24 protein-coding genes and 1 tRNA gene are annotated in these 22,844 nt (G+C 66.8%); 18 read left to right on the top strand and 7 right to left on the bottom strand.

The features are described 5' to 3' along the window. The first annotated feature begins 86 nt into the window (after positions 1-86). Positions 87-1,073 carry an aldo/keto reductase gene (locus tag ACP7BH_RS04755; protein WP_425983246.1) on the top strand — a complete coding sequence of 329 codons (987 nt, stop codon included), beginning with the start codon at positions 87-89 and terminating at the stop codon, positions 1,071-1,073. A 75-nt stretch (positions 1,074-1,148) separates the two neighbouring features. Here ACP7BH_RS04755 and ACP7BH_RS04750 read toward each other — a convergent pair whose 3' ends face one another. Together ACP7BH_RS04750 and ligA are read right to left on the bottom strand one after the other, a co-directional pair. Further along, a complete protein-coding gene (locus ACP7BH_RS04750; RefSeq protein ID WP_425983248.1) occupies positions 1,149-1,571 on the bottom strand; it encodes a DUF2147 domain-containing protein in 423 nt (140 codons plus the stop codon). Between the two features lie 115 nt (positions 1,572-1,686). Next, positions 1,687-4,026, bottom strand: coding sequence for an NAD-dependent DNA ligase LigA (gene ligA, locus ACP7BH_RS04745; protein WP_425983250.1), 2,340 nt, complete (start codon positions 4,024-4,026; stop codon positions 1,687-1,689). 119 nt (positions 4,027-4,145) lie between these two features. On the opposite strand from ligA, the gene ACP7BH_RS04740 reads away from it, so the two are divergent. Both ACP7BH_RS04740 and ACP7BH_RS04735 read left to right on the top strand, forming a co-directional pair. Beyond that, positions 4,146-5,108 carry a M28 family peptidase gene (locus ACP7BH_RS04740; RefSeq protein ID WP_425983252.1) on the top strand — a complete coding sequence of 321 codons (963 nt, stop codon included), beginning with the start codon at positions 4,146-4,148 and terminating at the stop codon, positions 5,106-5,108. Further along, on the top strand, positions 5,105-5,596 hold the full coding sequence (locus tag ACP7BH_RS04735) for a hypothetical protein (RefSeq protein WP_425983254.1): 492 nt from the start codon (positions 5,105-5,107) through the stop codon (positions 5,594-5,596). The genes ACP7BH_RS04740 and ACP7BH_RS04735 overlap by 4 nt, the downstream gene beginning before the upstream one ends. Here the strand turns inward: ACP7BH_RS04735 and ACP7BH_RS04730 are convergent, their stop codons facing one another. Continuing rightward, the gene (locus tag ACP7BH_RS04730) at positions 5,597-5,911 is read right to left on the bottom strand and encodes a hypothetical protein (RefSeq protein ID WP_425984834.1); all 315 of its coding nucleotides are present in this window, start codon (positions 5,909-5,911) and stop codon (positions 5,597-5,599) included. Between ACP7BH_RS04730 and ACP7BH_RS04725 the strand changes: the two genes are divergently transcribed. Further along, on the top strand, positions 5,869-6,531 hold the full coding sequence (locus ACP7BH_RS04725; RefSeq protein WP_426043331.1) for a sugar transferase: 663 nt from the start codon (positions 5,869-5,871) through the stop codon (positions 6,529-6,531). The two genes, ACP7BH_RS04730 and ACP7BH_RS04725, sit on opposite strands and share 43 nt — an antisense overlap. On the opposite strand, the gene rpiA is transcribed toward ACP7BH_RS04725, so the two are convergent. Further along, positions 6,528-7,211 (bottom strand): ribose-5-phosphate isomerase RpiA, encoded by a 684-nt coding sequence (gene rpiA, locus ACP7BH_RS04720; RefSeq protein WP_425983256.1) that lies wholly within the window; start codon positions 7,209-7,211, stop codon positions 6,528-6,530. The genes ACP7BH_RS04725 and rpiA overlap by 4 nt on opposite strands. Next, positions 7,208-8,560: a bifunctional UDP-N-acetylglucosamine diphosphorylase/glucosamine-1-phosphate N-acetyltransferase GlmU gene (glmU, locus tag ACP7BH_RS04715; protein ID WP_425983258.1), complete on the bottom strand. Its 1,353-nt coding sequence runs from the start codon at positions 8,558-8,560 to the stop codon at positions 7,208-7,210. The genes rpiA and glmU overlap by 4 nt, the downstream gene beginning before the upstream one ends. A 58-nt stretch (positions 8,561-8,618) precedes the next feature. Between glmU and ACP7BH_RS04710 the strand changes: the two genes are divergently transcribed. From ACP7BH_RS04710 to ACP7BH_RS04700, 3 genes are all read left to right on the top strand, one after another. Beyond that, positions 8,619-9,338, top strand: a complete 720-nt coding sequence (locus tag ACP7BH_RS04710; protein ID WP_425983260.1) for an HAD-IA family hydrolase — start codon at positions 8,619-8,621, stop codon at positions 9,336-9,338. 100 nt (positions 9,339-9,438) lie between these two features. Then, on the top strand, positions 9,439-10,728 hold the full coding sequence (locus ACP7BH_RS04705; RefSeq protein WP_425983262.1) for a dicarboxylate/amino acid:cation symporter: 1,290 nt from the start codon (positions 9,439-9,441) through the stop codon (positions 10,726-10,728). A gap of 56 nt (positions 10,729-10,784) precedes the next feature. After that, positions 10,785-10,859, top strand: a tRNA-Val gene (locus tag ACP7BH_RS04700). Between the two features lie 17 nt (positions 10,860-10,876). On the opposite strand, the gene ACP7BH_RS04695 is transcribed toward ACP7BH_RS04700, so the two are convergent. Next, positions 10,877-11,806 carry an ROK family protein gene (locus ACP7BH_RS04695; RefSeq protein ID WP_425983264.1) on the bottom strand — a complete coding sequence of 310 codons (930 nt, stop codon included), beginning with the start codon at positions 11,804-11,806 and terminating at the stop codon, positions 10,877-10,879. A 244-nt stretch (positions 11,807-12,050) separates the two neighbouring features. On the opposite strand from ACP7BH_RS04695, the gene ACP7BH_RS04690 reads away from it, so the two are divergent. The 4 genes from ACP7BH_RS04690 (at position 12,051) to ACP7BH_RS04675 (ending at position 15,334) form a co-directional block, all read left to right on the top strand. Continuing rightward, entirely contained in the window at positions 12,051-12,191 is a 141-nt protein-coding gene (locus ACP7BH_RS04690; RefSeq protein WP_167762578.1) for a hypothetical protein, read from the top strand. A gap of 66 nt (positions 12,192-12,257) precedes the next feature. Next, positions 12,258-13,628: a class II 3-deoxy-7-phosphoheptulonate synthase gene (locus ACP7BH_RS04685; protein ID WP_425983266.1), complete on the top strand. Its 1,371-nt coding sequence runs from the start codon at positions 12,258-12,260 to the stop codon at positions 13,626-13,628. A 90-nt stretch (positions 13,629-13,718) separates the two neighbouring features. After that, positions 13,719-14,294, top strand: coding sequence for a prephenate dehydratase domain-containing protein (locus tag ACP7BH_RS04680; RefSeq protein ID WP_425983267.1), 576 nt, complete (start codon positions 13,719-13,721; stop codon positions 14,292-14,294). Between the two features lie 281 nt (positions 14,295-14,575). After that, positions 14,576-15,334, top strand: a complete 759-nt coding sequence (locus ACP7BH_RS04675; protein ID WP_425983269.1) for a chorismate mutase — start codon at positions 14,576-14,578, stop codon at positions 15,332-15,334. Positions 15,335-15,379: 45 nt separating this feature from the next. On the opposite strand, the gene panC is transcribed toward ACP7BH_RS04675, so the two are convergent. Continuing rightward, on the bottom strand, positions 15,380-16,240 hold the full coding sequence (gene panC / locus ACP7BH_RS04670; protein WP_425983271.1) for a pantoate--beta-alanine ligase: 861 nt from the start codon (positions 16,238-16,240) through the stop codon (positions 15,380-15,382). Positions 16,241-16,315: 75 nt separating this feature from the next. Here panC and ACP7BH_RS04665 point away from each other — a divergent pair, with 75 nt between their 5' ends. The 7 genes from ACP7BH_RS04665 to fabF all read left to right on the top strand — a co-directional run bounded on the left by ACP7BH_RS04665 (position 16,316) and on the right by fabF (position 22,844). Beyond that, positions 16,316-16,993: an SPOR domain-containing protein gene (locus tag ACP7BH_RS04665; RefSeq protein ID WP_425983273.1), complete on the top strand. Its 678-nt coding sequence runs from the start codon at positions 16,316-16,318 to the stop codon at positions 16,991-16,993. 129 nt (positions 16,994-17,122) lie between these two features. After that, positions 17,123-17,959: a division plane positioning ATPase MipZ gene (locus ACP7BH_RS04660; protein ID WP_425983275.1), complete on the top strand. Its 837-nt coding sequence runs from the start codon at positions 17,123-17,125 to the stop codon at positions 17,957-17,959. A 7-nt stretch (positions 17,960-17,966) separates the two neighbouring features. Continuing rightward, entirely contained in the window at positions 17,967-18,395 is a 429-nt protein-coding gene (locus ACP7BH_RS04655) for a J domain-containing protein (RefSeq protein ID WP_425983277.1), read from the top strand. Positions 18,396-19,145: 750 nt separating this feature from the next. Further along, a complete protein-coding gene (gene fabD, locus ACP7BH_RS04650) occupies positions 19,146-20,090 on the top strand; it encodes an ACP S-malonyltransferase (protein WP_425983279.1) in 945 nt (314 codons plus the stop codon). 171 nt (positions 20,091-20,261) lie between these two features. Beyond that, the gene (gene fabG, locus ACP7BH_RS04645) at positions 20,262-21,002 is read left to right on the top strand and encodes a 3-oxoacyl-[acyl-carrier-protein] reductase (protein ID WP_425983281.1); all 741 of its coding nucleotides are present in this window, start codon (positions 20,262-20,264) and stop codon (positions 21,000-21,002) included. 179 nt (positions 21,003-21,181) lie between these two features. After that, positions 21,182-21,421 carry an acyl carrier protein gene (locus ACP7BH_RS04640; RefSeq protein WP_008264317.1) on the top strand — a complete coding sequence of 80 codons (240 nt, stop codon included), beginning with the start codon at positions 21,182-21,184 and terminating at the stop codon, positions 21,419-21,421. Positions 21,422-21,572: 151 nt separating this feature from the next. After that, positions 21,573-22,844 carry a beta-ketoacyl-ACP synthase II gene (fabF, locus tag ACP7BH_RS04635; protein WP_425983283.1) on the top strand — a complete coding sequence of 424 codons (1,272 nt, stop codon included), beginning with the start codon at positions 21,573-21,575 and terminating at the stop codon, positions 22,842-22,844.

Genomic DNA, 22,844 nt, shown 5'->3' with positions numbered 1-22,844 from the left:
CCGCTGTTGCAGCGACCATCTCCTGATTATCGGCCCCCCACTTTAGGGTTTTGGGTCGATCCCCCACATCGACAGGAGAAGGCCTCATGAAGACGCGCAAGCTGGGTCCGAACGGCCCCGAGGTTTCGGCCATAGGTTTGGGCTGTATGGGCATGAGCGCCTTCTACGGCGGCTCGGACGAGGCCCAGTCCATCTCGGTCATTCATCGCGCGCTCGATCTCGGCATTACCCTGTTCGACACCGCCGAGATGTACGGTCCCCACACCAACGAAGTTTTGGTGGGCAAGGCGCTCAAGGACCGGCGCGACCAGGCCTTCATCGCCACCAAGTTCGGCATCAACTACAACGCCGACCGCACCAAGCTTATGACCGACGGCAGCCCGGCCAATGTTCGCCGCGCCATCGAGGGCAGCCTGCAACGCCTCGGCGTCGATCACGTCGATCTCTACTATCTGCACCGCGTCGATCCGGACACGCCGATCGAGGAGACGGTCGGGGCGATGGCCGAACTGGTAAAAGAGGGCAAGGTCCGCTTCCTGGGCCTGTCCGAGGCCGCGCCGGAGACCCTGCGCAAGGCCCATGCGACCCATCCGATCACGGCGCTGCAGACGGAATATTCGCTGTGGACGCGCGATCCCGAGGAGGAGCTGTTCTCGGTCGTGCGCGAACTGGGCATCGGTTTCGTGCCCTACAGCCCGCTGGGCCGGGGTTTCCTGTCGGGCGACATCACCTCGATCGACGATCTCGACGCCGATGACTTCCGTCGCACCAATCCGCGCTTCATGGGCGAGAACTTCCAGAAGAACCTGGATCTGGTGGAAGCCGTGAAGACCATCGCCGCTGACAAGGGCGTCACCGCCGCCCAGCTGGCCTTGGCCTGGGTTCTGGCGCAGGGCGAGGATCTGGTTCCGATCCCCGGCACACGCCTCATCGCGACCCTGGAGCAGAACGCGGCGGCTGCGGACGTTGTCCTGACGCCCGAGGATCTGGCGCGCATCGAGGCGGTCTTCCCCAAGGGCGCCGCGACGGGGCACCGCTATGCCGAGGCGGCGCGGGCGGCCTTGAATCGCTAAGGCCGATAGGCGGACACGAAAAAGGCCCGGTCGGATCGCTCCGGCCGGGCCTTTCGTCTGTACGGGGCTTCGATCCTACTGGATGCGGGTCCAGGTCTGGGTCTTGCACAGAGGGGCGACGACGCAGCCGCGCAGGTTCAGGCTGTTGTCCCCGGTCATGGTGATGGTGCCGCGATAGGTGCGGCCGTCAGCCGGGTTGTAGACCGAGCCGTTGCGCCATTCCGTCGGGCCGCCGGTGAAGCCGGTCAGCATGGGCAGGTTGCGAAGCGTGCGGCTGCGCAGGGCGGTGTCGCGGTTCTGCGTGTCGCGGGCGTTGGCGTCGGTGCGGATATGGTTCGAAGTCACCAGTGTGCCGCACAGCGCCTGACCACAGCGCGCGATGCGAACCTGGCCGCCGTTGGTCGGCGTCTGCCACAGGCCGGTCGGATCGCCGGCCAGGGCCGGGGAGGCGAGGGCGGCCGCCAGGGTGGCTGCGGCCAGCATGATCTTGATCTTCATAGTCGTTCCCTTTCGTCGGGCGGTTGCGCCGCCCGTTGAAGGCGACGTTGATCCCGGTTTCAGTTGAAAACAAGGCTGAAACAACGGGTATCGCCAACGAAAACCGGACCTTAAGTCAACTTTGGTCGTCGATCAGGGCCAGCCATTCGTCCTCGGTCAGAACCTGGACGCCGTGCTTCTCGGCGTCCTTGAGCTTTGATCCCGCGCCGGGGCCGGCGACCAGATAGTCGGTCTTCTTCGACACCGAACCCGAGACCTTGGCGCCCAGGCTTTCGGCGCGGGCCTTGGCTTCGTCGCGGGTGAAGCGTTCCAGGGCGCCGGTGAAGACGACGGTCTTGCCGGCGACCGGGGTGTCGGACTTCGGGCGTTCGGCGTCGAGGATTTCGGTCAACTCGGCTTCGAGGGCGGCGACGACTTCGAGATTGTGCGGCTCGTGGAAGAAGTGAGCCAGGGCCAGGGCGGCGACGGGGCCGACGCCGGTGACGCCGGCGATCTGGTTCAGCATTTCGGACGGGCCTTCCTCGCGCGCCACGCGGGCCAGTTCGACCAGGCCGGACCAGTCGTCCGTCATCGTCGCCAGCGAACGGCGAGCGGGGGCGGCCATGCCGGGGAAGGCCTGGCTGATCTTCATGTCCAGGGTCGCCTCGGGCCAGGGATCGGCGGCGGGGGGCGTGGCCTCGGCCATCAGGGTCAGGACACGGGGCGATATGGCGTGGGCGGCGGCCAGGGTGGTCCAGGCGTCCGACGAGACGCCCGAGGCGGCCTGGAGACAGGCGGCCTTCAGCGCGGGCCAGGTTTCGAAGGCGCGGGCCAGGACGATGGAGGTCTGTTCGCCGATGTCACGTATGCCCAGGCCGAACAGGAACCGGTCCAGCGAGATAACGCGGCGGGCGTCGATGCCGACGACCAGGTTGCGGATGCTGGTTTCGCCATAGCCGTCTTCGCGTTCCAGTTCCTTCAGCCGCGCCTCGTCGCGCGCCAGGCGGAAGATGTCGGCCGGCTCCTTGATCCAGCCGCGCGCGTTGAAGGCGACCAGCTGTTTCTCGCCCAGGCCCTCGATGTCGAAGGCGCGGCGGCCGACGAAGTGCTTCAGCCGTTCGACGATCTGGGCGTCGCAGATCAGGCCGCCGGTGCAGCGGCGCTTGACCTCGTCGCCCTCGCGCACAGCCTCGGAGCCGCAGACCGGGCATTCGTCGGGGAAGACATAGGGGACGGCGTCGGCCGGGCGCTGGTCGGGGACCACGCCCAGAATCTGGGGGATGACGTCGCCGGCGCGTTGGAGGCGGACGGTGTCGCCGATGCGGACGTCCAGACGTTCGATCTCGTCTTCATTATGCAGGGTGGCGTTGCGGACGACGACGCCGCCCACCGTGACTGGATGCAGACGGGCGACGGGGGTCAGGGAGCCGGTGCGGCCGACCTGAATGTCGATGCCTTCCAGCACTGTGGTCGCCTGTTGCGCCGGGAATTTGTGGGCGATGGCCCAGCGGGGGCTGCGGGCGACGAAACCCAGGCGGCGTTGCCAGTCGAGGCGGTCGACCTTGTAGACCACGCCGTCGATGTCATAGCCCAGGGTCGCGCGGTCGCGTTCCAGCTCGCGATAGACGGCGATTAGGCCTTCCGCGCCCTCGACACGTCGCGAGCGGGCGTTGACGGGGAAGCCCCAGGTCTTGAGCTTTTGCAGGGCTTCCCACTGGGTCTCGGCGAAGTCGCTGGAATGTTCGCCCCAGGCGTAGGCGAAGAAGCTCAGCGGGCGTTTGCCCGTGATCCGGGCGTCCTTCTGGCGCAGGGAGCCGGCGGCGAAGTTGCGGGGGTTGGCGTAGGTGCGGCGGCCCTCGGCTTCCGCTGCGGCGTTGAAGGCGGCGAAGGCGTCGTTGGGGGCGTAGACCTCGCCCCGAATCTCGATCCGGTCGGGCCAGTCCTCGCCGGCCAGGGTCTGTTTCACATCGGCGATGGTGTTCAGATTGGCGGTGACGTCCTCGCCGGAGCGGCCGTCGCCGCGTGTGGCGCCGATAGTCAGCTTGCCATGGACATAGAGGAGGTTGGCGGACAGGCCGTCGATCTTGGGCTCGGCGACGAAGGTGATGGGTTCGTCGGCGGGTAGTTTCAGGAAGCGGGCGATGCGGGCGACGAAGTCGCGCACCTCGCCTTCATCGAAGGCGTTGTCCAGCGACAGCATGGGCACGCCGTGGCGGACTTCGGCGAACTGGCTGGAGGCGACGGCGCCGACCTTGTTGGACGGGGAGTCGGGGCGGACCAGGTCGGGGAAGGCGGCCTCGATCTCAAGGTTCCGGGCGCGCAGGGCGTCGTAGTCCGCGTCCGAAATCTCGGGCGTCGCCTCGGCGTAAAGGGCGTCGTGGCGCGCCATCTCGGCCGCCAGCCAGGCCAGGGCCTTGGCGGCCGTTTCGGCGGTCAGATCTTCGACAGGAGTTTCGAGAGGAATCGCGGAGGCCATTTCGCCGTCATATCATCTGTCGCGGCGGCCGTGCATCGCGCAAAGCCGATGATGACAGAACCGTAGGCTGACGGCCCGATCGGTCGGCGCTAGGGTCCGGATTCTGTGTTGGAGCCTGTATGAATCGTTCGACTCTCTGCCTTGTCCTGACCGGCGCCGCCCTGATAATCACCGGCTGCAACGCCGTTCCCGTCGCAACGACGCCTGTCGCCTCTGTCACCCCCGTCGCGACGGGGCCGAGCCAACTGCTGGAGGACGTTCGCATCCTGTCGGCGGACGACATGGAGGGGCGAGACACCGGATCGCCGGGCGGAGAGCGGGCCCGCGCCTATATCGTGTCCCGGCTGGAAGCCATCGGCGTGCAGGCGCCGCCGTTCGGGCGCTTGCAACCGTTCGAGGCGCTGGGCCGCACGCGCGAAGGCGTCAAGACGTTCAGCGGCGTCAATATTGTCGGCCTGATCCCCGGAACGCGCGTTGCGGATCGCTATATCGTCGTGACGGCGCACTACGACCACGTGGGGGTCAACGACGGTCAGATCTTCCATGGCGCGGACGACAACGCCTCGGGCGTGGCGACCATGCTGGAGCTGGCTGCGCGGCTGAAGGCCCAGCCGCCGGAACACAGCGTGCTGATCGTGGCTCTGGACGGGGAGGAGCGGGGTCTGTTGGGCGCGCGCGAGTTCGTCAAGGCGCCGCCGGTGCGGCTGTCGTCGATCAGCCTGAACCTGAACTTCGACATGACGGCGCGGGCCGAGACCGACGGCCATCTGTGGGTCACCGGCACCTATCAACATCCCAACTTGAGACCAGTGCTGGAGGTCGTGCAGCCGAACGGGGCCGTGTCCTTCGCTTTCGGCAAAGACACGCCGCAGGATACGGGCGAGAACAATTGGGTCGAGGCGTCCGACCACGGCGCCTTCCACGCGGCGGGCGTGCCCTTCCTCTACATGGGTGTGGACTATCACCCCGATTATCACCGCCCCAGCGACACCTTCGAGCGGATCACGCCGTCGGTCTTCACCAGCGCGACCGAGATCGCCATCGCCGGCTTCCGCGCGCTGGATCAGGCGCTGGATCGATGAGACGGCGCCTTGGTGCGATCGTCGTCATGGGCTTGCTTGCCCTCAGCGCCTGCGAGCGTCGGGAGGCGGCGGCGCCGACGCCTGAAACCGCACGGTTCAGTCATCGACTGAGCGCCGACATCTCGGGCGACTATCGCCCTGTCGGCCAGGGGAGCAGCCAGGAGGCGTCGCTGTTTGTCGGTCAGGCGACGGCGTTCACGGCCTGGGAGGCGGGACAAGGCAGCTCGCCGCCGCTGATCCTGTCGCTGGTCGGGCCGCAGGGGGCGATGCGGGTGAACCCAGACGCCTATGCGATCGCCGACAACACTGTGCAGATGACAGGTTCCGCGCCGGGCGGCGGCGTCGTGCGGCTGCAGGGGCGGATCGACCAGGGCGCGCTGGCGACGGCGCGGCGCAATCTCGGCGACCAGACGCCCGTCATCACCGGAACGGTTTCGGTTGATGGGCAGCGCACGGCCTTCGCGCTGAGCTGGTGGGGTGGCGACTGATCAGAGGATGGCTCGGACGGCCAGATAGACCCCGGTCGCGATCAGAATCCAGAGAAGCACGCTGAGGCCGACGATAAAGCCGACAGACCGGAGGCCGGACCAGCGCGGTTCGGCATCAACAGTAGTTGGTTCGCTGGATCGGGGAGATTTCTCGGTCACAATCAACTTATGGTAGCATGTTGATTGGCGGTCAATCTCGATGCGGCGGCTGTCGCATTTAGGTTGATAATTCCACAACCCTGAGAAATGATGATTCTGGGGGGACTGGATGAATGTCGACAATGGAGGTTGCCGGGCGTCGGGTTGAACCTGCAAGTCCCGTCACCATACGGCGTAGCAACGACGGTTCCGGCCCGATCCGCATTCTGGATGTCGTTCTGTCATCGTGCGCCTTAGTGATCCTGCTCCCGCTGCTGGCGCTGACCGCCCTGGCGGTGAGGGCGCAGGACGGGGGACCGGCGATGTTCCGCCAGCAAAGGATCGGGCGAGGCGGACAGGTGTTCGACTGCCTGAAGTTTCGGTCCATGACCATCGACGCCGAGGCCAGCCTGCCGGACCTCGTGGACGCGGAATGGCATGCGGCGCGCAAGTTTCGACGCGATACGCGGGTCACGCGCTTGGGCCGTGTCTTGCGCGTCTCCAGCCTGGATGAGCTGCCGCAGTTGCTGAACGTGCTGAGGGGCGAGATGTCGCTGGTCGGACCACGCCCGATCGTGCTGGACGAGGCGACGCTGTATGGGCGGCGGCTGGCCGACTATTGCGCCGTGCGGCCGGGCCTGACGGGCCTATGGCAGGTGTCGGGCCGCAACGACGTGCCCTATCCGCGTCGGGTGGCGATGGACGTCTGGCTGGTCAGGAACCGGACGGTGCGCGTCTATCTGATGATCCTGGCGCGCACGATCCCGGCTGTATTGAGCCGCAAGGGCGTCTATTAGGGCAGGCGTTCCTCGAAGCCTTCATCCGTGCCGATGATGGCGAGGTCAGCGAGGTCCAGGAACAGGCCGTGTTCCACGACGCCGGTGATCAGCTTCAGATCGTCGGCCAGGCGGACCGGATCGTGGATGGCCTTGCAGCCCGCGTCATAGATCAGATTGCCGCCGTCGGTGCGGACCAGGCCGCGATCCGCCTGGCGGACGCGGGCGGGCTGATTGATGTCATGATCGATCAAGACGTCGGCGATACGATTGGCCGTGGTCTTGTGGCCGAAGGCGACCACCTCGATCGGCAGGGGGAAGATCCCCAGCACCGGCACCACCTTGGCGGCGTCGGCGATGACGATGCAGCGCGCCGACGCCTCCCACACCAGTTTCTCGCGTAATAGGGCCGCGCCGCCGCCCTTGATCAGGGCCAGGCCAGGACCGACCTCGTCCGCGCCATCGACGGTCAGGTCGATGCGGGGCGTGTCTTCCAGCGTCGACAGGGTCAGGCCCAGTTCGCGCGCCAGGTCAGCGGTCTTTTCCGAGGTCGGGACGCAGCACAGCCCGGGCAGGCCCCGCGCCGCCAACGCCTTGACGAACCAGGCGGCGGTCGAGCCGGTGCCCAGGCCGACGACCATGCCGGCCTCGACATGGGCGGCGGCGGCTTCGCCGGCGTTCTTCTTCTGGATGTCGCTCATTTGGATTTTGCGGCTTTCTGAGCTTTCGCCTTCTCGCGGAAGGCGGCACCGGCGTCCGGCTTGAGGATCTGTCGCGCACGGCCGAAGGCCAGGGCGTCAGCCGGCACGTCCTCGGTGATCACCGAGCCCGAGGCGACGATGGCGCCGTCGCCGATGACGACCGGGGCGACCAGGCTGGAGTTCGAGCCGACGAAGGCCCCGGCGCCGACCTGGGTCCGGGCCTTGTTGAAGCCGTCGTAGTTGCAGAAGATGGTCCCGGCGCCGATGTTCGCGCCTGCGCCGACCGAGCCGTCGCCTAGATAGGCCAGGTGGTTGGCCTTGGCGCCCTGGGCCATCTTGACGTTCTTCACCTCGACGAAATTGCCGATCTTGACCCCTTCGGCCAGGTCAGCGCCGGGACGCAGGCGGGCATAGGGGCCCACCTCGGCGCCGGAGGCGACGCGGGCGCCCTCGATGTGGCTGAAGCTGCGGATGCGGGCGCCGCCCTCGATCACCGCGCCGGGGCCGAAGACCACGAAGGGTTCGATCACGGTTCCGCCGCCGACTTGGGTGTCCCAGGCGAAATGGACGGTGTCGGGCGCGCTCATGGTCACGCCGGCGGCGAGGAAGGTCTCACGCTGGACGGTCTGGAACAGGGCCTCGGCCTGGGCCAGTTCGGCCTGGGAGTTGACGCCCATGACGGCGTCCTCGGCGGCGAAGACGGCGCGGGTCGGATGGCCGGCGCGACGCGCCAGTTCGACCACATCGGTCAGATAGTATTCGCCCTTGGCGTTGTCGTTGCGGACATCCGCCAGCAGCGAGAACAGCAGGGCGGCGGGCGCCGCCATGACGCCGGAGTTGCAGGCGGTGATGGCAAGGATTTCGGCCGAGGCTTCCTTGGCCTCCGTGATGGCGGTCAAGGCGTCGCCGTCTAGGATCAACCGCCCATAGGCGCCGGGATCGCGGGCCTCGAAACCGATCACCGTCACGCCGTCCGCGTTGAAGACGGATTCGATGTCGGCGGCTTTCAGCAGGGGCACGTCGCCGTAAGTGACGACCACCTCGCCGTCGAAGCCTTTCAGCGCCTGTTCGGCCGCACGGACGGCGTGGCCAGTGCCCAGCGGGGGATCCTGGACCGCGATAGCGGCCTCACCCAGGCGTTTGACCACATGGGCGCGGACCTCGGGGGAGTGGGTTCCGACCACGACGACGATCCGTTCGCAGCCCAGGCCCTCGGCCGCGTCGATGGCGTGGTCCAGCATGGCGCGATGGGCCACCGGATGCAGCACCTTGGGCAGGGGCGACTTCATCCGCGTGCCCTGGCCGGCGGCGAGAATGATGGCGGCGCGGGCGCGCGTCTGGCTGGTCATGAATCGTCTCGCAGTCTAGTCGTCCTGCGATCTAGCCCATCATGCGGGCCAGCGGGAGATGTGGATGACCGATCGCGATCTGGAAGGCTGGACTATCGCCTTCGATCTGGATGGGACGCTGGTCGATTCCGCGCCGGATCTGATCGGAACTCTGAACCGGTTGCTGGTCGAGGAGGGTTTGCCGCCCGTGCCGATGGAATCCGCCTCGACCTTGATCGGTTCGGGCGCGCGGGCGCTGCTGGTTCATGGGTTCGAGGCCGCCGGGGCCTCGGTCGAACGGGCGAAGTCCGACGAACTGTTCGAACGGTTCCTGGTCGATTACGCCGCCCATATCGCCGACGGGTCGCAGCCGTTCGAGGGCGTGGTGGAGACGCTGGAGCGGTTGAGCGAACGCGGAGCGATCCTGGTCGTGGCGACCAACAAGCGGTCGGACCTGTCGGAAATGCTGCTGGAAAAGCTGGACCTGACCCGTCAATTCGCCGCCATCGTCGGACCGGACCGGGTCAGCGCCCGCAAACCGTCGGGCGCGCATCTGAAGGAGGCGGTCGTCAAGGCCGGCGGCGATCCAGAGCGGGCCATCATGGTCGGGGACGCGGCGCCCGACGCGGATGCGGCCAAGGATGCGGGCATGCCGTGCATCCTGGTCACCTTCGGCTTCACGCCCGTGCCGGTCGAGGACCTGGGCGCCGACGTGCTGATCGACGACTTCGAGGATGTTGAAGAGGCCATCGACGGCATCCTGTCGGACTTCTACGTCATGAAGGCGCTGAAATTCTGAGGGGCGCCGACAAGAAATCTATCGGCTGAATGATCGCCGGCGCGGTTGCGGATCGACGCCGCGATGGACAGATTGGCGCACCCCTGTTGAAAGCAACTCCATGCTCGCCAGATTTTTCAAAATTCCGTTGTGGCAGCGCACCGCCGCCGGCTTCATCCTCGGCATCATCGCCGGGCTGATCCTGCGGGAGCAGGCTGAGGTCTGGCTTCAGCCGATCGGCGACGTCTATCTGAACCTGATCCGCATGGTGGTGGCGCCCCTGGTGCTGTTCACTATCGCCAGCTCCATCGCCAAACTGGGCGAGGGGGCGGGGGCCGTGCGGCTGGGGGTGCGGACCATCGTGTGGTTCGCCATCACCTCGCTGCTGGCCGTGCTGGTTGGGTTCGCGTTCGGGCACATCATCAATCCGGGCGTCGGCCTGTCCAACTTGCCGCTGGGCGAGGTCAAGGACCGGGTGATTCCCACGCCGCTTGAGGTGCTGATCGGCGTGGTGCCGACCAATCCGTTCGCGGCCCTGGCCGAGGGCAAGGTGCTGCAGATCATCTTCTTCTCCGCCCTTGTGGGCATGGCGCTGGTGGCGCTGGGCGACCGGGCGCAGGGGGTGCGGCGGCTGGTGGACGAGGGCGCGGCCGTTATCTTCCGCATCACCCGCTGGGTGATCCAGCTGACGCCCATCGGTGTGTTCGGCCTGATCGGCTCGGTCGTCGGCGGTTATGGCTGGGAGGCGCTCCTGCCACTGCTGAAGTTCATCGGCGCCATCTATGCCGCTTGCCTGTTCCACATCCTGATTGTCTATTCGAGCCTGCTGAAATTGCATGGGCTGAAGGTCACCAGCTTCTTCCGCGGCGCCTTCGCGGCCCAGCAGACGGCCTTCGCCACCTCGTCGTCGCTGGGCACCCTGCCGATCACCCTGCGCCAGACGGTCGAGCGTCTGGGCGTGCCTCAGGCCTACGCCGCCTTCGCCGTGCCCCTGGGCGCCAATGTGAAGATGGACGGCTGCGGCGCCATCTATCCGGCCATAGCCTCGATCTTCATCGCCCAGTATTTCCAGATCGACCTGACCCTGACGCAATACATCCTGATCGGCCTGACGGCGGTGCTGGGTTCGCTGGGGACTGCGGGCGTGCCGGGGACCAGCATCGTCATGCTGACCCTGACCCTGTCTACGGCCGGTCTCCCGCTGGAAGGCATCGGCTATATCGTCGCCATCGACCGGATCATCGACATGATGCGCACGGCGACGAACGTGACCGGCCAGATGCTGGTGCCGGTGCTGGTGGCCAAGGAGGAGGGCATCCTGAACGAGGACATCTACAACGGTCACGTCGCCTGGCTGCCGGGTGACCCGGAGGCCGACACGGCCGAAGGGGTTCGAGCCGCCGGAATCTGAAACGGACGCTTGCGCGGGGGCGGCGACCGGGCTATGTCGCCGCCTCCGCAAGGCAAGGACGCGTAGCTCAGCGGGAGAGCACCTCGTTCACACCGAGGGGGTCACAGGTTCAATCCCTGTCGCGTCCACCATCTTCCCCATTTCCGATCTAGCCTTGCATCGCCCAGTCTTGCGGCCATTGGCCTGTGATCGAGCGATAGGCGAGTGCGAAGGCGCCGATCAGGCCAGCCGAAGCGCCGGCGGTCGGAGCCGCGACATAGGCCTCCATGTCGAGATCGCGGAGGCTGGCGTCATAGCCGCCCAGCTGGCGGATGAGCGCCTGCCGAACCAGATCGTACATCTGCGGCTGCATCACGCCGCCGCCGATGATGATTCGCTCGGGCCGTAACGTGTAGGTCAGGTTCGTGCAGAGGCCGGCGATATATTCGGCCGCAATCGCCCAAGCCGGGTGGTCTGTCGCAAAGGTCTCGGCCGGCTCGCCCCAGCGGGCGTGAAGGGCGGGGCCGCTGGTCAGGCCTTCCAGGCAGTCGCCGTGGAAGGGGCAGACGCCCGCGAACGTCTCGTCGCCCTTTGCGCGGGGCAGGCGGATATGACCGGCTTCGGGATGGTTCGCCCCGCCATGAGGCGCGCCGCCGATCATCACGCCGACGCCTATGCCGGTCCCGACCGTGACGTAGCAGAAGGTCTCCAGGCCCTTTCCGCTGCCGAACAGGCCTTCACCGATGGCCGAGCCGTTCACGTCGGTGTCTAGCGTCATCCGCACATCCAGCGTGCGCCGCAGATGGGCGAGCAGATTGACGTTGCTCCAGCCGGGTTTAGGCGTCGTGGTGATCGTGCCGTAATCGGCCGCGTCAGAGCGCAAGGAGAGGGGACCGAAGCTGCCGATCGCCAGCGCCGCCAGCGTGCCGTGCCGCGCCTGGGCCTCGACGAAGAAGGCGGCGACCGCATCCAGCGTCTCGTCTGGCGTGGTGGTGGGGATTCGGATCTGGTCGATGATCCTGCCGCCGACGTCCGCGACGCCGCAGATGAATTTGGTGCCGCCGGCCTCGACGCCGCCGAGCAGGATGGGTTGGGTCATTGTGGCTCGCCTGTTGGGTGCGACGAAGGTTCGCGGGACTGAACGCGGAGTGCTTTAAGGCGTTTATCGTCCATGACACTTCTTGCTCGCATATTGATCACGCTGGACGCCACGACGAAGATTCTGACACGCAAGGAACGGCTGCTCTGAGGAGCAATCCGTGCGCGGCAGGATTTGGCGATTGCGTTGAACGCGATGCATCGCCACCTTCACCGTCAGACTAGGACATGAGACGAGGACGCCAATGGCCCGCAAACCCAACTACAGCTTCGAGCGTCAGGAACGCGACCGCGCTGCAGCCATAAAGGCGGCCGAGAAGGCGGCGGCCAAGGCCGAACGCAAGGCCGAAACCGCGACTGAAAAGGCGCCGCCCGCCGAAGACTGACGCTTTACCGCAAAATCCATCCGTCTTTTCGTTGTTTGGACAGGCGCAAAGTCCTATTCTTGCACGATGACACGCTGGACCCCCGAAAGCTGGAGAACCAAGACCGCCCTGCACATGCCGGCGGACTATCCAGATCCCAAAGCCCTCGCCGTCGTCGAGGACGAGTTGCGCGCCTTGCCGCCGCTCGTCTTCGCCGGCGAGGCGCGCCGCCTGACGTCGAAACTGGCCCAGGTGGAGCGGGGCGACGCCTTTCTGCTGCAAGGCGGCGACTGCGCAGAGAGCTTCAAAGAGTTCTCGACCGACAACATCCGCGACACCTTCCGCCTGATCCTGCAGATGGCGGTCGTCCTGACCTTCGCCGGCCGCAAGCCTGTGGTGAAGGTCGGTCGGATCGCCGGCCAGTTCGCCAAGCCGCGCTCGTCGCCGCTGGAAGAGATCGACGGTGTCGAACTGCCCAGCTATCGCGGCGACATCATCAACGGCATGGGGTTCACGCCGGAAGAGCGCGCGCCCGATCCCCAGCGCCTGATCCGGGCCTACAACCAGTCGGCCTCGACCCTGAACCTGCTGCGGGCCTTCGCCGGCGGCGGCTATGCCGACCTGTACAACATCCATCGCTGGACCCTGGGCTTCGCGGGCGACAACGCCGCCGGGGCCCAGTACCGCGAACTGGCCGACAAGATCACCGAGGCCCTAGCCTTCATGGAGGCCGTCGGCGTCACGCCCGAGACCCATCCGGACCTGAGCCGTGTCGAGGTCTTTACCAGCCACGAAGCCCTGCTGCTGAACGTCGAAAGCGCCCTGACGCGGCTGGACGGCGGTTCAGGAGAATGGTTCGACACTTCGGCCCACATGCTGTGGATCGGCGAGCGCACCCGTCAGCTGGACGGCGCCCACGTCGAGTTCATGAAGGGGATCAAGAACCCAATCGGCGTGAAGTGCGGGCCGACCATGACGGCCGACGACCTGCTGCCGCTGATCGACGCCCTGAACCCGGACAATGTCTCGGGCCGCCTGACCCTGATCGGCCGCTTCGGTCACGACAAGGTGGGTGAGCGCCTGCCCAAGCTGATGCGCGAAGTGAAAGCCTCGGGCCGCAGGGTCATCTGGTCGATCGACCCGATGCACGGCAATACGCTGAAGGCCGGCAACGGCTACAAGACCCGGCCGTTCGACCGGATCCTGGGCGAGGTGCGGACCTTCATCGACGTGGCCGAGGCCGAGGGCGTCCACCCTGGCGGCGTTCACCTGGAAATGACCGGCCAGAACGTCACCGAATGCATCGGCGGCGCCCAGGCGGTGACAGAGGATGACCTGTCCAACCGCTACCACACCCACTGCGACCCGCGCCTGAACGCCGACCAGGCGCTTGAGCTGGCCTTCCTGGTCGCCGAGCGGCTCAAGGCGGGGCGGGTCGCGCAGTCGGCGGCAGCCTAGGCCCCGTCAGCGCCTAAAATGCGGGCCGATCCGGTCATGGTGACGCCATCTCCGCAGCGCCAGATCGGGACGACTCCGAGGTAGTGATCGATGGAAGTTGCGGCTCAGATTGACGAAAAACCCGGTCGGGTCGCCTATCAGGGCGCGCCCGGCTCGTTCAGCCACGAGGCCTGCCTGGCGCTGCGGCCGTGGGACGAGGCGGTGGCGTTCGAGACCTTCGTCCAGGCGCTGGATGCGCTTCGGGCTGGCGATTGCGGCTGCGCCCTGATCCCGGTCGAGAACTCGACCATCGGCATGGTGGAGCCGGCTGCCACCTTGGTGGGCGGACTTGGCGTGAAGCCTGTGGCCGAGGTCTGGCGGCCGATCCGTCACGCCCTGATGGCGACGCCGGGCGCGCGGCTGTCGGACATCAAGACGGTGGAAAGCCACCCCATCGCCCTGGCCCAGTGTAAGGGCACGCTGGCCGGCCTGAACGTCGAGGTGATCGAGCATTACGACACCGCAGGCGCGGCGCGCGATGTCGCCGAAGCGGGTGATCCAACGCGGGCGGCCATCGCCCCGGTCGGCGCCGCCGAGGTCTATGGCCTGTCGATCCTGCGCAACGACTTGCAGGATTCCAGCGATAATCAGACGCGTTTTGTCCTGTTGAGCTTCCCTGAGGGTTGACGGCGCACGGTCTTTGCGTCCTTAAGACCTGCACGGATCGCAAAACGATCCGCATAACCGGAACCGGACCATGTCCCGCCAGCGCGCTCTTTCTGTTTCTTCCGACCGTTCGCGCGCGGTTTCCGGCCTCTATTTCGGCTACGGCTTTTACGGCTTTCGATACGCCGGCTGAGGCGTCGGGCGCACTTCGTCCCTGACAGTCTCACCGGCGACCGCTCTGGATCAGAGCGGCTGTTCGCCCTTGCACATATCGAAATCCAGAATGCCGAAAGCCCGATCCCATGCCCAATTCCAACGTCCAGAAAGTGTGGCCTGACATGGCCGACCTGACGCCCGAGCAGCAGGCGCTCGCCGCGCTGCGCGCCGAAATCGACAGCATCGACGACCAGATACTGGCCCTGTTCGAGCAGCGTCTCGCCGTCGCCGCCACCGTGGGCCGAGCCAAGGATGCGCCGACAGGCCCGCATACGAAACTTCGTCCCGACCGCGAGCAGACCGTGCTGTCGCGGATGCTGAAACAGGCTCAGCCCGAGAACGCCGAGGCGGTCGAGCATCTGTGGCGCGAAATCGTCGGCTGGGGCCTGGCGCGCCAGGGCCGGCTGCAGGTCCAGGTCTGGGCGCCGATTGAACCGACCCGCGCCTATGACGGCGCCCGCCTGCGCTTCGGCGCCGCCGCCGACATCAAAATGGTGCGCGATCCACAGAAGGCCCTGGCCTTCGCCGCCGAGGGGCACGGCATCGCGGTGCTGGCGATCAACACCGAGGACGCCTGGTGGATGGGCCTGCGTCGCGAATGGTCGATGCTCAGCGTGTTCGACGGATACGGCGGCGAGACGCCGACGTCTCTGGCCGTGGGCAAGATCGATCCGCCGGCCTTGCCGAAAGGCCGCCGCGTCGTGGTGACGGCCGGCGGAGACGCGGGCGACGGAGGCGGCGCCCGGCGCTGGGGCCTGAATACGCATCACGGCTGGACCATCGCCCTGACCGACGCCGACCTGGCGCCGGGCGAGGCCGAGGGCTGCGTCGGCGCCATCGGCTGATCTGAAAGGGGCCGCATCCGGCGAACGGATGCGGCCCCTGTCGTTTCAGACGGCCATATTGTCGATCAGGCGCGTCTTGCCCAGCCAGGCGGCGGTCAGGATGCGGGCGGGGGCGTCGACGATGTCGTTGCGGAACGGCGTCAGATCCTCGGCATGGCGAATGACGACGTAATCGACGCGCTCGAAACCGGCTTTCAGGATGGCGGCATAGGCTTCGCGCTCGACGCCGGGCAGGGGGCGACCGCTGGCGGCCTGGATGCCGGCTTCAGCCAGAATGCCGTTCAAACGCCGCGCGATCTCCAACTCGGCCTCCGACAGGTAGCCGTTGCGCGAGGACAGGGCCAGGCCCCAGCCGTCGCGTTCGGTCGGGGCGCCGACGATCTCGACCGGCAGATCCAGATCCCGCACGAAGCGGCGGATGACCATCAGCTGCTGGTAGTCCTTCTCGCCAAAGACAGCGACATCGGGCTGGACCTGGTTGAACAGCTTTGTGACGATCAGGGCGACGCCGCCAAACATCTGAGGCCGAAAATCGCCTTCCAGGCCCAGGGCCGGACCGGCCATGGCGATGCTGGTGGCGAAGCCGTCGGGATACATTTCCTCGGCCGAAGGCGCGAACATCAGGTGACAGCCGGCGCCGGCCAGAAGGCGCGCGTCCTCTTCCTGCTGACGGGGATATTTGCCCAGGTCTTCGTGGGCGGCGAACTGGGTCGGATTGACGAAATTTGAGGCGACGACGCGGTCGGCGCGATTCGCGGCCTCGCGCACCAGGGTCAGGTGGCCTTCATGCAGGGCGCCCATGGTCGGAACCATGCCGACGCTCAGGCCTTGTCGTTTCCAGTCTCGGACGATCGCACGCAGTTCGGCGACGGTGCGGACGACGGGGAGGGGGGCGGCGTCTATCATTATGAAGCGATTAACCTTTCCGCTTAAGCCTGTTGATGCACCAGACCGCAAAGTCTGGGCTCTAGGGTCGTGCTTATGACGCCCGCAGAAGCGACCCGTCCAGTTCTGATCGCCCTGGCCTGCGCCGGCGGCCTGGCCTTGGCCGGCTGCGGGGCGGTGGACAGCGATCCTCATCGCTTCCGTTCGATGGCCGAGAACGTCGCCGCGATCGACGTTCCGCTTACGCCCGGCGCCCGCGACGGCGGACATCGATCCGCCGAGCAGGAGGGTCTGCGCCCCGCCCGGTTTACGCCGGTCAAGGTCGCCGTCATGGACCCGCACGCCATGTGGGACGCCCGCGACGCCCAGGCCGACATTCGCCACGAGGCGGAGGATACGGGTCTGCGCGACGCCGTCATCCGCGTCACCCAGCCCGTGGTCCAGGCGGCGGCGCCCGCCGTCGTCAAGGCCGCAACGGACGAGGCGGTCGCGCGGTTTCAGGCGCCCATGTTGCGTCCCGCCAGCCTGAGTGTTCCAACGCAGGGGCGCACGATTCAGCTGGGCGCCTATTCCAGTCCCGCCGGCGCGCAACAGGCGTGGGCGCGGCTGAAGGGCAAGTCCGATCTGGCGGGCCTGTCGCCGGTGTTCGAAGAGGTTCAGGTCAATGGTCGCAGCCTGACGCGGCTGAAGGTCGGGCCGGTCTCGACCGAAACCGCCGCCACCGTGTGCCGGTCGGCCGATGTCGCGGACGCATGGTGCGCGCGCAACAGCTGAGGCCCGCCCGCTCGCCGTCCACAGGTCTGCGTTAAGGTTCCGTTGACGTTTGCGGCGTGGAAGCCGAATCTCGCCGGACCTAGGACCGCGCAGCTTGAGTCGCGTGGTCAGCACAGAGGATTCCCTCGAATGACGCAGCCGCATGTGATCGTCCTCGGCAACGAAAAAGGCGGGGCGGGCAAGTCCACCCTAGCCATCCACATCGTGACCGGCATGCTGCACGCTGGCCGGACGGTGGCGATCATCGACCTGGACCTGCGCCAGCGGTCGATGCAGCGCTTCTTCCACAATCGCCTTGCCTGGCTGGCCGCGAATGGGCAGACGCTGCCGCAGCCCTTCATTCCCGACATGGGCGACGGCAAGGCCCTGGCCAAGGCGGATGTCGCCGAACAGATCGCCGTATTCGAGCGCGCCTTCGACGAGGCGGCGGCGCAGGGCGTGGATTGCATCCTGATCGACACCCCCGGAGGCGACACGGCCGTTTCGAACGCCGCTCACGCCCGCGCCGACCAGATCGTGACGCCGATGAACGACAGTTTCGTCGATTTCGACCTGCTGGGCGACGTCGACCCGGTGACGCTGGATCTGCTGAAGCCGTCGATCTATTCCGAGAGCGTCTGGGAGGCGCGCAAGCAGCGGGCCATCGCCCAGGGGCGTCACGCCACCATCGACTGGCTGGTGGTCACCAATCGCCTGGCCGTCGCCGAGGCGCGCAACCGCAAACGTCTGGAAGAGCGGATGACCAAGCTGGCCAAACGGGTCGGCTTCCGCGTCGGGCCGGGCCTGCGCGACCGGGTCATCTATCGCGAACTGTTCCCGTTTGGCCTGACGGTTGCGGACCTGTCGAACGACATCCGGCCTGTGGCGGTGTCGCTGGCCCACGTCGCCGCACGCCAGGAAATGCGCAATCTGATGAAGGCGATGGGACTGGAACAGGCGCTCAGCCCTTTGGACGTGGCGGCCTGATTTCCTGATGGCCTTGATCTGGCTGGCCCTGGCGGCGATCGCCGTCTGGGCGCTGGTGCGACTGGGCCGGCAGACCGAGCGACGCGGTCGGGCGCATTGGCGCGTGACGGCGACCCTGCTGGGGGCGGTCATGCTGGCCGGCGGCGCTCTGGCGGCGTTTCGCGGATCGTGGCTGACGGCGGCGGTACTGGCGGGGGCGGGGCTCTATCTGGCCTGGTCCTCGCGCATCCGGCCCGTGATCCGATCCGAACCGATCAGCGAAGCCGACGCCCGCGCCGTTCTGGGCGTGGGGGCGGGGGCGAGCGAGGCCGAGATACGGGCGGCCTGGAAACGGGCCATGGCGCGCGCCCACCCGGATCAGGGCGGCACCAAAGGCCTGGCCGTGCGCGTCAATGCGGCGCGGGATAGACTGTTGAGAAAGACCGGACGCGTCTGAGCCCGCCCTCGGCGCGAGCCGGGGCGTGGAAGGAGGCCCATTCTTGGAGGGCTGGGCGGAGCGCCGGACCTTCGCCCGGAGTGTGAGTTTGTAAGTACCGTTTCGACGAAGGGTTGACCTCCGCGCGGAAGGTTGGCCTGCAAGCTCGGGGCGTCGAGCGGTGGCGGTCTTATCGCCTAACCCCATAAGCCTGCGACGGGTCGGCAGTCCCTGCGAGGACTGTCCCGAGTGCGATCGAGTATCCCCCTCGACCCTCCGACACCGCTCCATGAGTCGATGTCGGCGCGGGCCGTTCCAGACCCGCTCCCGTTCCATCCGCTCCCGCCGCCGCAAGGTCGCAGGCCTTACGAGCCCTCCGGGCGACGGGACGGGTATATTATGCGGTGGTTTGACCCCGTGGGCAGGAGAACGGGGACATAAATCGGCAAGCGATTGGAATCGCTGCGAATGCACCAGCGGCATTGTGATGGCTGAGCGCGTTTCTCCCTCCCCTTCATGGGGAGGGGCGGCGAAGGGGAGCGCAGCCGGGGTGGGGGCGTGTGAAGCACTGCCCCTGCTCTTACGGCCCACCCGGATCGCTGCGCGATCGTCCCCCCCCCCCATGAAGGGGAGGGAGAGGCGCCTGTGGGACGTGGTGCGGTCCTCCTCCCGACGAAGTGGGGAGGACATGACGGCAGCCACCCCGCTTGCCCTCACGGAAGTCTGGCCTTACGGGTCCGCGCTCTTGATCAATGATTCAGGGAGGGGTCGATGACCCTCGCACTTCTGTTTCCGGGCCAGGGCAGCCAGGCCGTCGGCATGGGCGCGCAGTTGGCCGACGCCTTCCAGTCCGCGCGCGACGTTTTCGCCGAGGTGGACGAGGCCCTGGGCCAGAAGCTGTCGGTGCTGATGCGCGAAGGGCCCGAGGACCAGCTGACCCTGACCGAGAACGCCCAGCCGGCCCTGATGGCGGTGTCCGTGGCGGCGATGCGGGCGCTGAAGGTCGAGTTCGGTTTCGACGTGGCGAAGGCGGCCTATGTCGCCGGTCACTCGCTTGGGGAATATTCGGCCCTGGCGGCGGCGGGGGCCCTGTCGCTGTCGGATACGGCGCGGCTGCTGAAGCTGCGCGGCCAGGCCATGCAGCGCGCCGTTCCAGTGGGGCAGGGCGCCATGGCCTCGCTGATCGGGCCTAAGACCGATTTGGCCCTGGCGGAAGCGGCGGCGGCGGCCGGTTCGGAAATCGGTGTCTGCGTGGTCGCCAATGACAACAACAACGGCAACATCGTCATCTCGGGCGAGAAGGCGGCGGTGGACCGGGCTATCGAGAAGGCCAAGGAACTGGGTGCGCGGGCGATCCCGCTGAACGTTTCGGCGCCCTTCCACTGCCCGCTGATGCAGCCGGCGGCGGACGAGATGGCGGCGGCGCTGGCGTCGGCGACCATCTTGGCGCCGGTCGTGCCTGTGGTGGCCAATGTGCTGGCGCGGCCGGAGCGCGATCCTGAAGTCATCCGCCGACTGCTGGTCGAACAGGTGACCGGCCGAGTGCGCTGGCGCGAGAGCATGGAGTGGATGGCGGGCGAAGGTGGGGCGACCCGCTTCGTCGAGATCGGCTCGGGCAAGGTGCTGACCGGTATGGCCAAGCGCATTGCGCCGGAGGCCGAGTGTCTGCCGCTAAATACGCCGGAAGAGCTGGAAGCTTTCGCGAAGTCGTTGTGACCCTTCTCCCCTTGCGGGAGAAGGTGGCGCGCGACGCGCGACGGATGAGGGGTTTCTCGGCTGGAGCCGTCTCCCTCTATAGTGATTAACCGAAGGGGTCCGCGTGACCCCTCATCCGGCCCTTTGGGCCACCTTCTCCCGCAAGGGGAGAAGGAACAGGAGAGGGAACAGATGTTCAATCTTGCAGGCAAGACCGCCCTGGTGACCGGCGCCACGGGCGGGATCGGCGGGGCCGTGGCGCGGGCGCTGCACGCCCAGGGCGCGACCGTGGTGCTATCGGGCACGCGCGAGGCGGTGCTGGCGGATCTGGTCAAGGAGTTGGGTGAGCGGGCGCATTTCGCCACGGCGAACCTGTCGGACCCGGAATCGGTCGACAATCTGGTCGCAGCGGCCGAGGCGGCGGCGGGCGCGCCGCTGGACATTCTGGTGGCCAATGCGGGCATCACCAAGGACGGCCTGCTGATGCGGATGAAGGACGAGGACTTCCAATCGGTCATCCAGATCAATCTGGAGAGCTATTTCCGCCTGACCCGCGCGGCGGTGAAGGGGATGATGAAGCGCCGGTCGGGCCGAATCATCGGCGTGACCTCGGTCGTCGGCGTGACCGGCAATCCCGGCCAGACCAACTATTCGGCGTCCAAGGCCGGCATGATCGGCTTTTCCAAGTCGCTGGCGCAGGAGGTCGGGTCGCGCGGCATAACCGTCAACTGCATCGCGCCGGGCTTCATCGCCTCGCCGATGACGGATGTGCTGAACGACCAGCAGCGCGAGACCATCCTGGCCCGTATCCCGGCCGGCCGACTGGGTTCGGGCGACGAGATCGCCGCCGCCGCCGTCTATCTGTCGTCCGACGAAGCCGCCTATGTGACGGGCCAGACCCTGCATGTGAACGGCGGCATGGCGATGATTTAAGGTCGTCTGCCGTCATCACGACGCGCAACAGACTATTTCCAGCCCAAAAGCCTGTGCTAAAGGGCTAGATGCAACGGCGGTTCGGGCTTTCGGGCTTGCGTCGCCTTCGCTGCCGTGAGACGGCGATTTCTTAGCTACCCCCGCCTCCGCGGCGATTTCAAACAGGCAGAGAGACACTCATGTCCGACACCCTAGAGCGCGTTCGCAAGATCGTCATCGACCACCTGGACGCCGATCCGGACAAGGTTACGGAAAAGGCCAGCTTCATCGACGACCTGGGCGCCGACTCGCTCGACAACGTCGAGCTGGTGATGGCCTTCGAAGAAGAATTCGACATCGAGATCCCGGATGACGCCGCCGAGCACATCCAGACGGTCGGCGATGCGGTCAAGTTCATCGACGAAAAGTCGGCCGGCTGATTTCAGTCGCCGACATCGGCCGAACAGGCTGACGGTTCACAGGGCCGCCCGGCGCTCCTAGCGGAGACGCCCGGCGGCCTTTACTGTTTCTGACCCTTGGGAATCCGCGATGATTCTGAAAGGTCGGGCTGGAGATAAGGGAGCACGCACCATGCGCCGCGTCGTCGTTACGGGCATCGGTCTGCTGACCCCCCTGGGTTGGGGCGTCGAGAAGAGCTGGAAGGGGATCGTCGAAGGACGATCGGGCATCGGTCCGATCACGTCGTTCGACACCACGGGCTATGGCTGCACCATCGCCGGAGAAATCCCGAGCGTCGATGGACGTGGCGGCGGCGGCGAAGGCGACTTCGACCCCGAAAAGATCATGTCCGTGAAGGACAGAAAGCGCGTCGACGACTTCATCCTGTACGCCATCGCGGCGGCGGACGAGGCCCTGGCCGACGCGAACTGGAAGCCCGAGACGGACGAGGACAAGGAGCGCACCGGCGTGATGGTCGGCTCCGGCATCGGCGGCCTGGGCCCGATTGCGGAGACGGCCATCGTCCTGAAGGAACAGGGCGTGCGACGCGTCAGCCCCTTCTTCATCCCCAGCGCCCTGATCAATCTGGCCGGTGGGCAGATTTCGATTCGGCATGGGCTGAAGGGGCCGAACCATGCGGCGGTCACCGCCTGCGCCACCGGCGCCCACGCCATCGGCGACGCGGCCCGGATGATCGCGCTGGACGACGCCGATGTGATGGTGGCGGGCGGGGCCGAAAGCTCGGTCGTGCCGATCGGCATCGCGGGCTTTTTGGCCTGCAAGGCGCTGTGCACCGCCTATAACGACACGCCGGAGAAGGCGTCGCGTCCCTATGATCGGGGCCATGCGGGCTTCATCATGGGCGAGGGCGCCGGGATCCTGGTGCTGGAGGAATACGAACACGCCAAGGCGCGCGGGGCCAAGATCTACGCCGAGGTCGTCGGCTACGGCATGAGCGGCGACGCCTATCACATCACCGCCCCGTCCGAGGACGGCGAAGGCGGGGTGCGGGCCATGAAGATGGCGCTGAAACGGGCGGGGATGCAGCCGTCGGACCTGGACTACGTCAACGCCCACGGCACCTCGACCATGGCCGACTGGATCGAGCTGAAGGGGATCGAGGGCTTGGCCGGCGATCACGCCAAGAACCTGACCGTCAGTTCGACCAAGTCGATGACGGGGCACCTGCTGGGCGCCGCCGGGGCCATCGAGGCGGCCTTCTGCGTGCTGGCGATCCGCGATCAGGTCGCGCCGCCGACCATCAATCTGGACGACCCGGAGATGGAGACGCCCATCGACCTGGTCCCCAACAAGGCCAAGCCGATGAAGATCGATGTTGCGATGTCCAACAGCTTCGGCTTCGGAGGCACCAACGCCTCGGTGATCTTCAAGAAGGTCGACTGA

The organism is Brevundimonas sp. TWP2-1 (assembly GCF_049897645.1).
Taxonomy (GTDB): Bacteria; Pseudomonadota; Alphaproteobacteria; order Caulobacterales; family Caulobacteraceae; genus Brevundimonas.
Note: the sequence above shows the minus strand (reverse complement) of the source record. Positions and strands in the feature narration are given on the sequence as shown.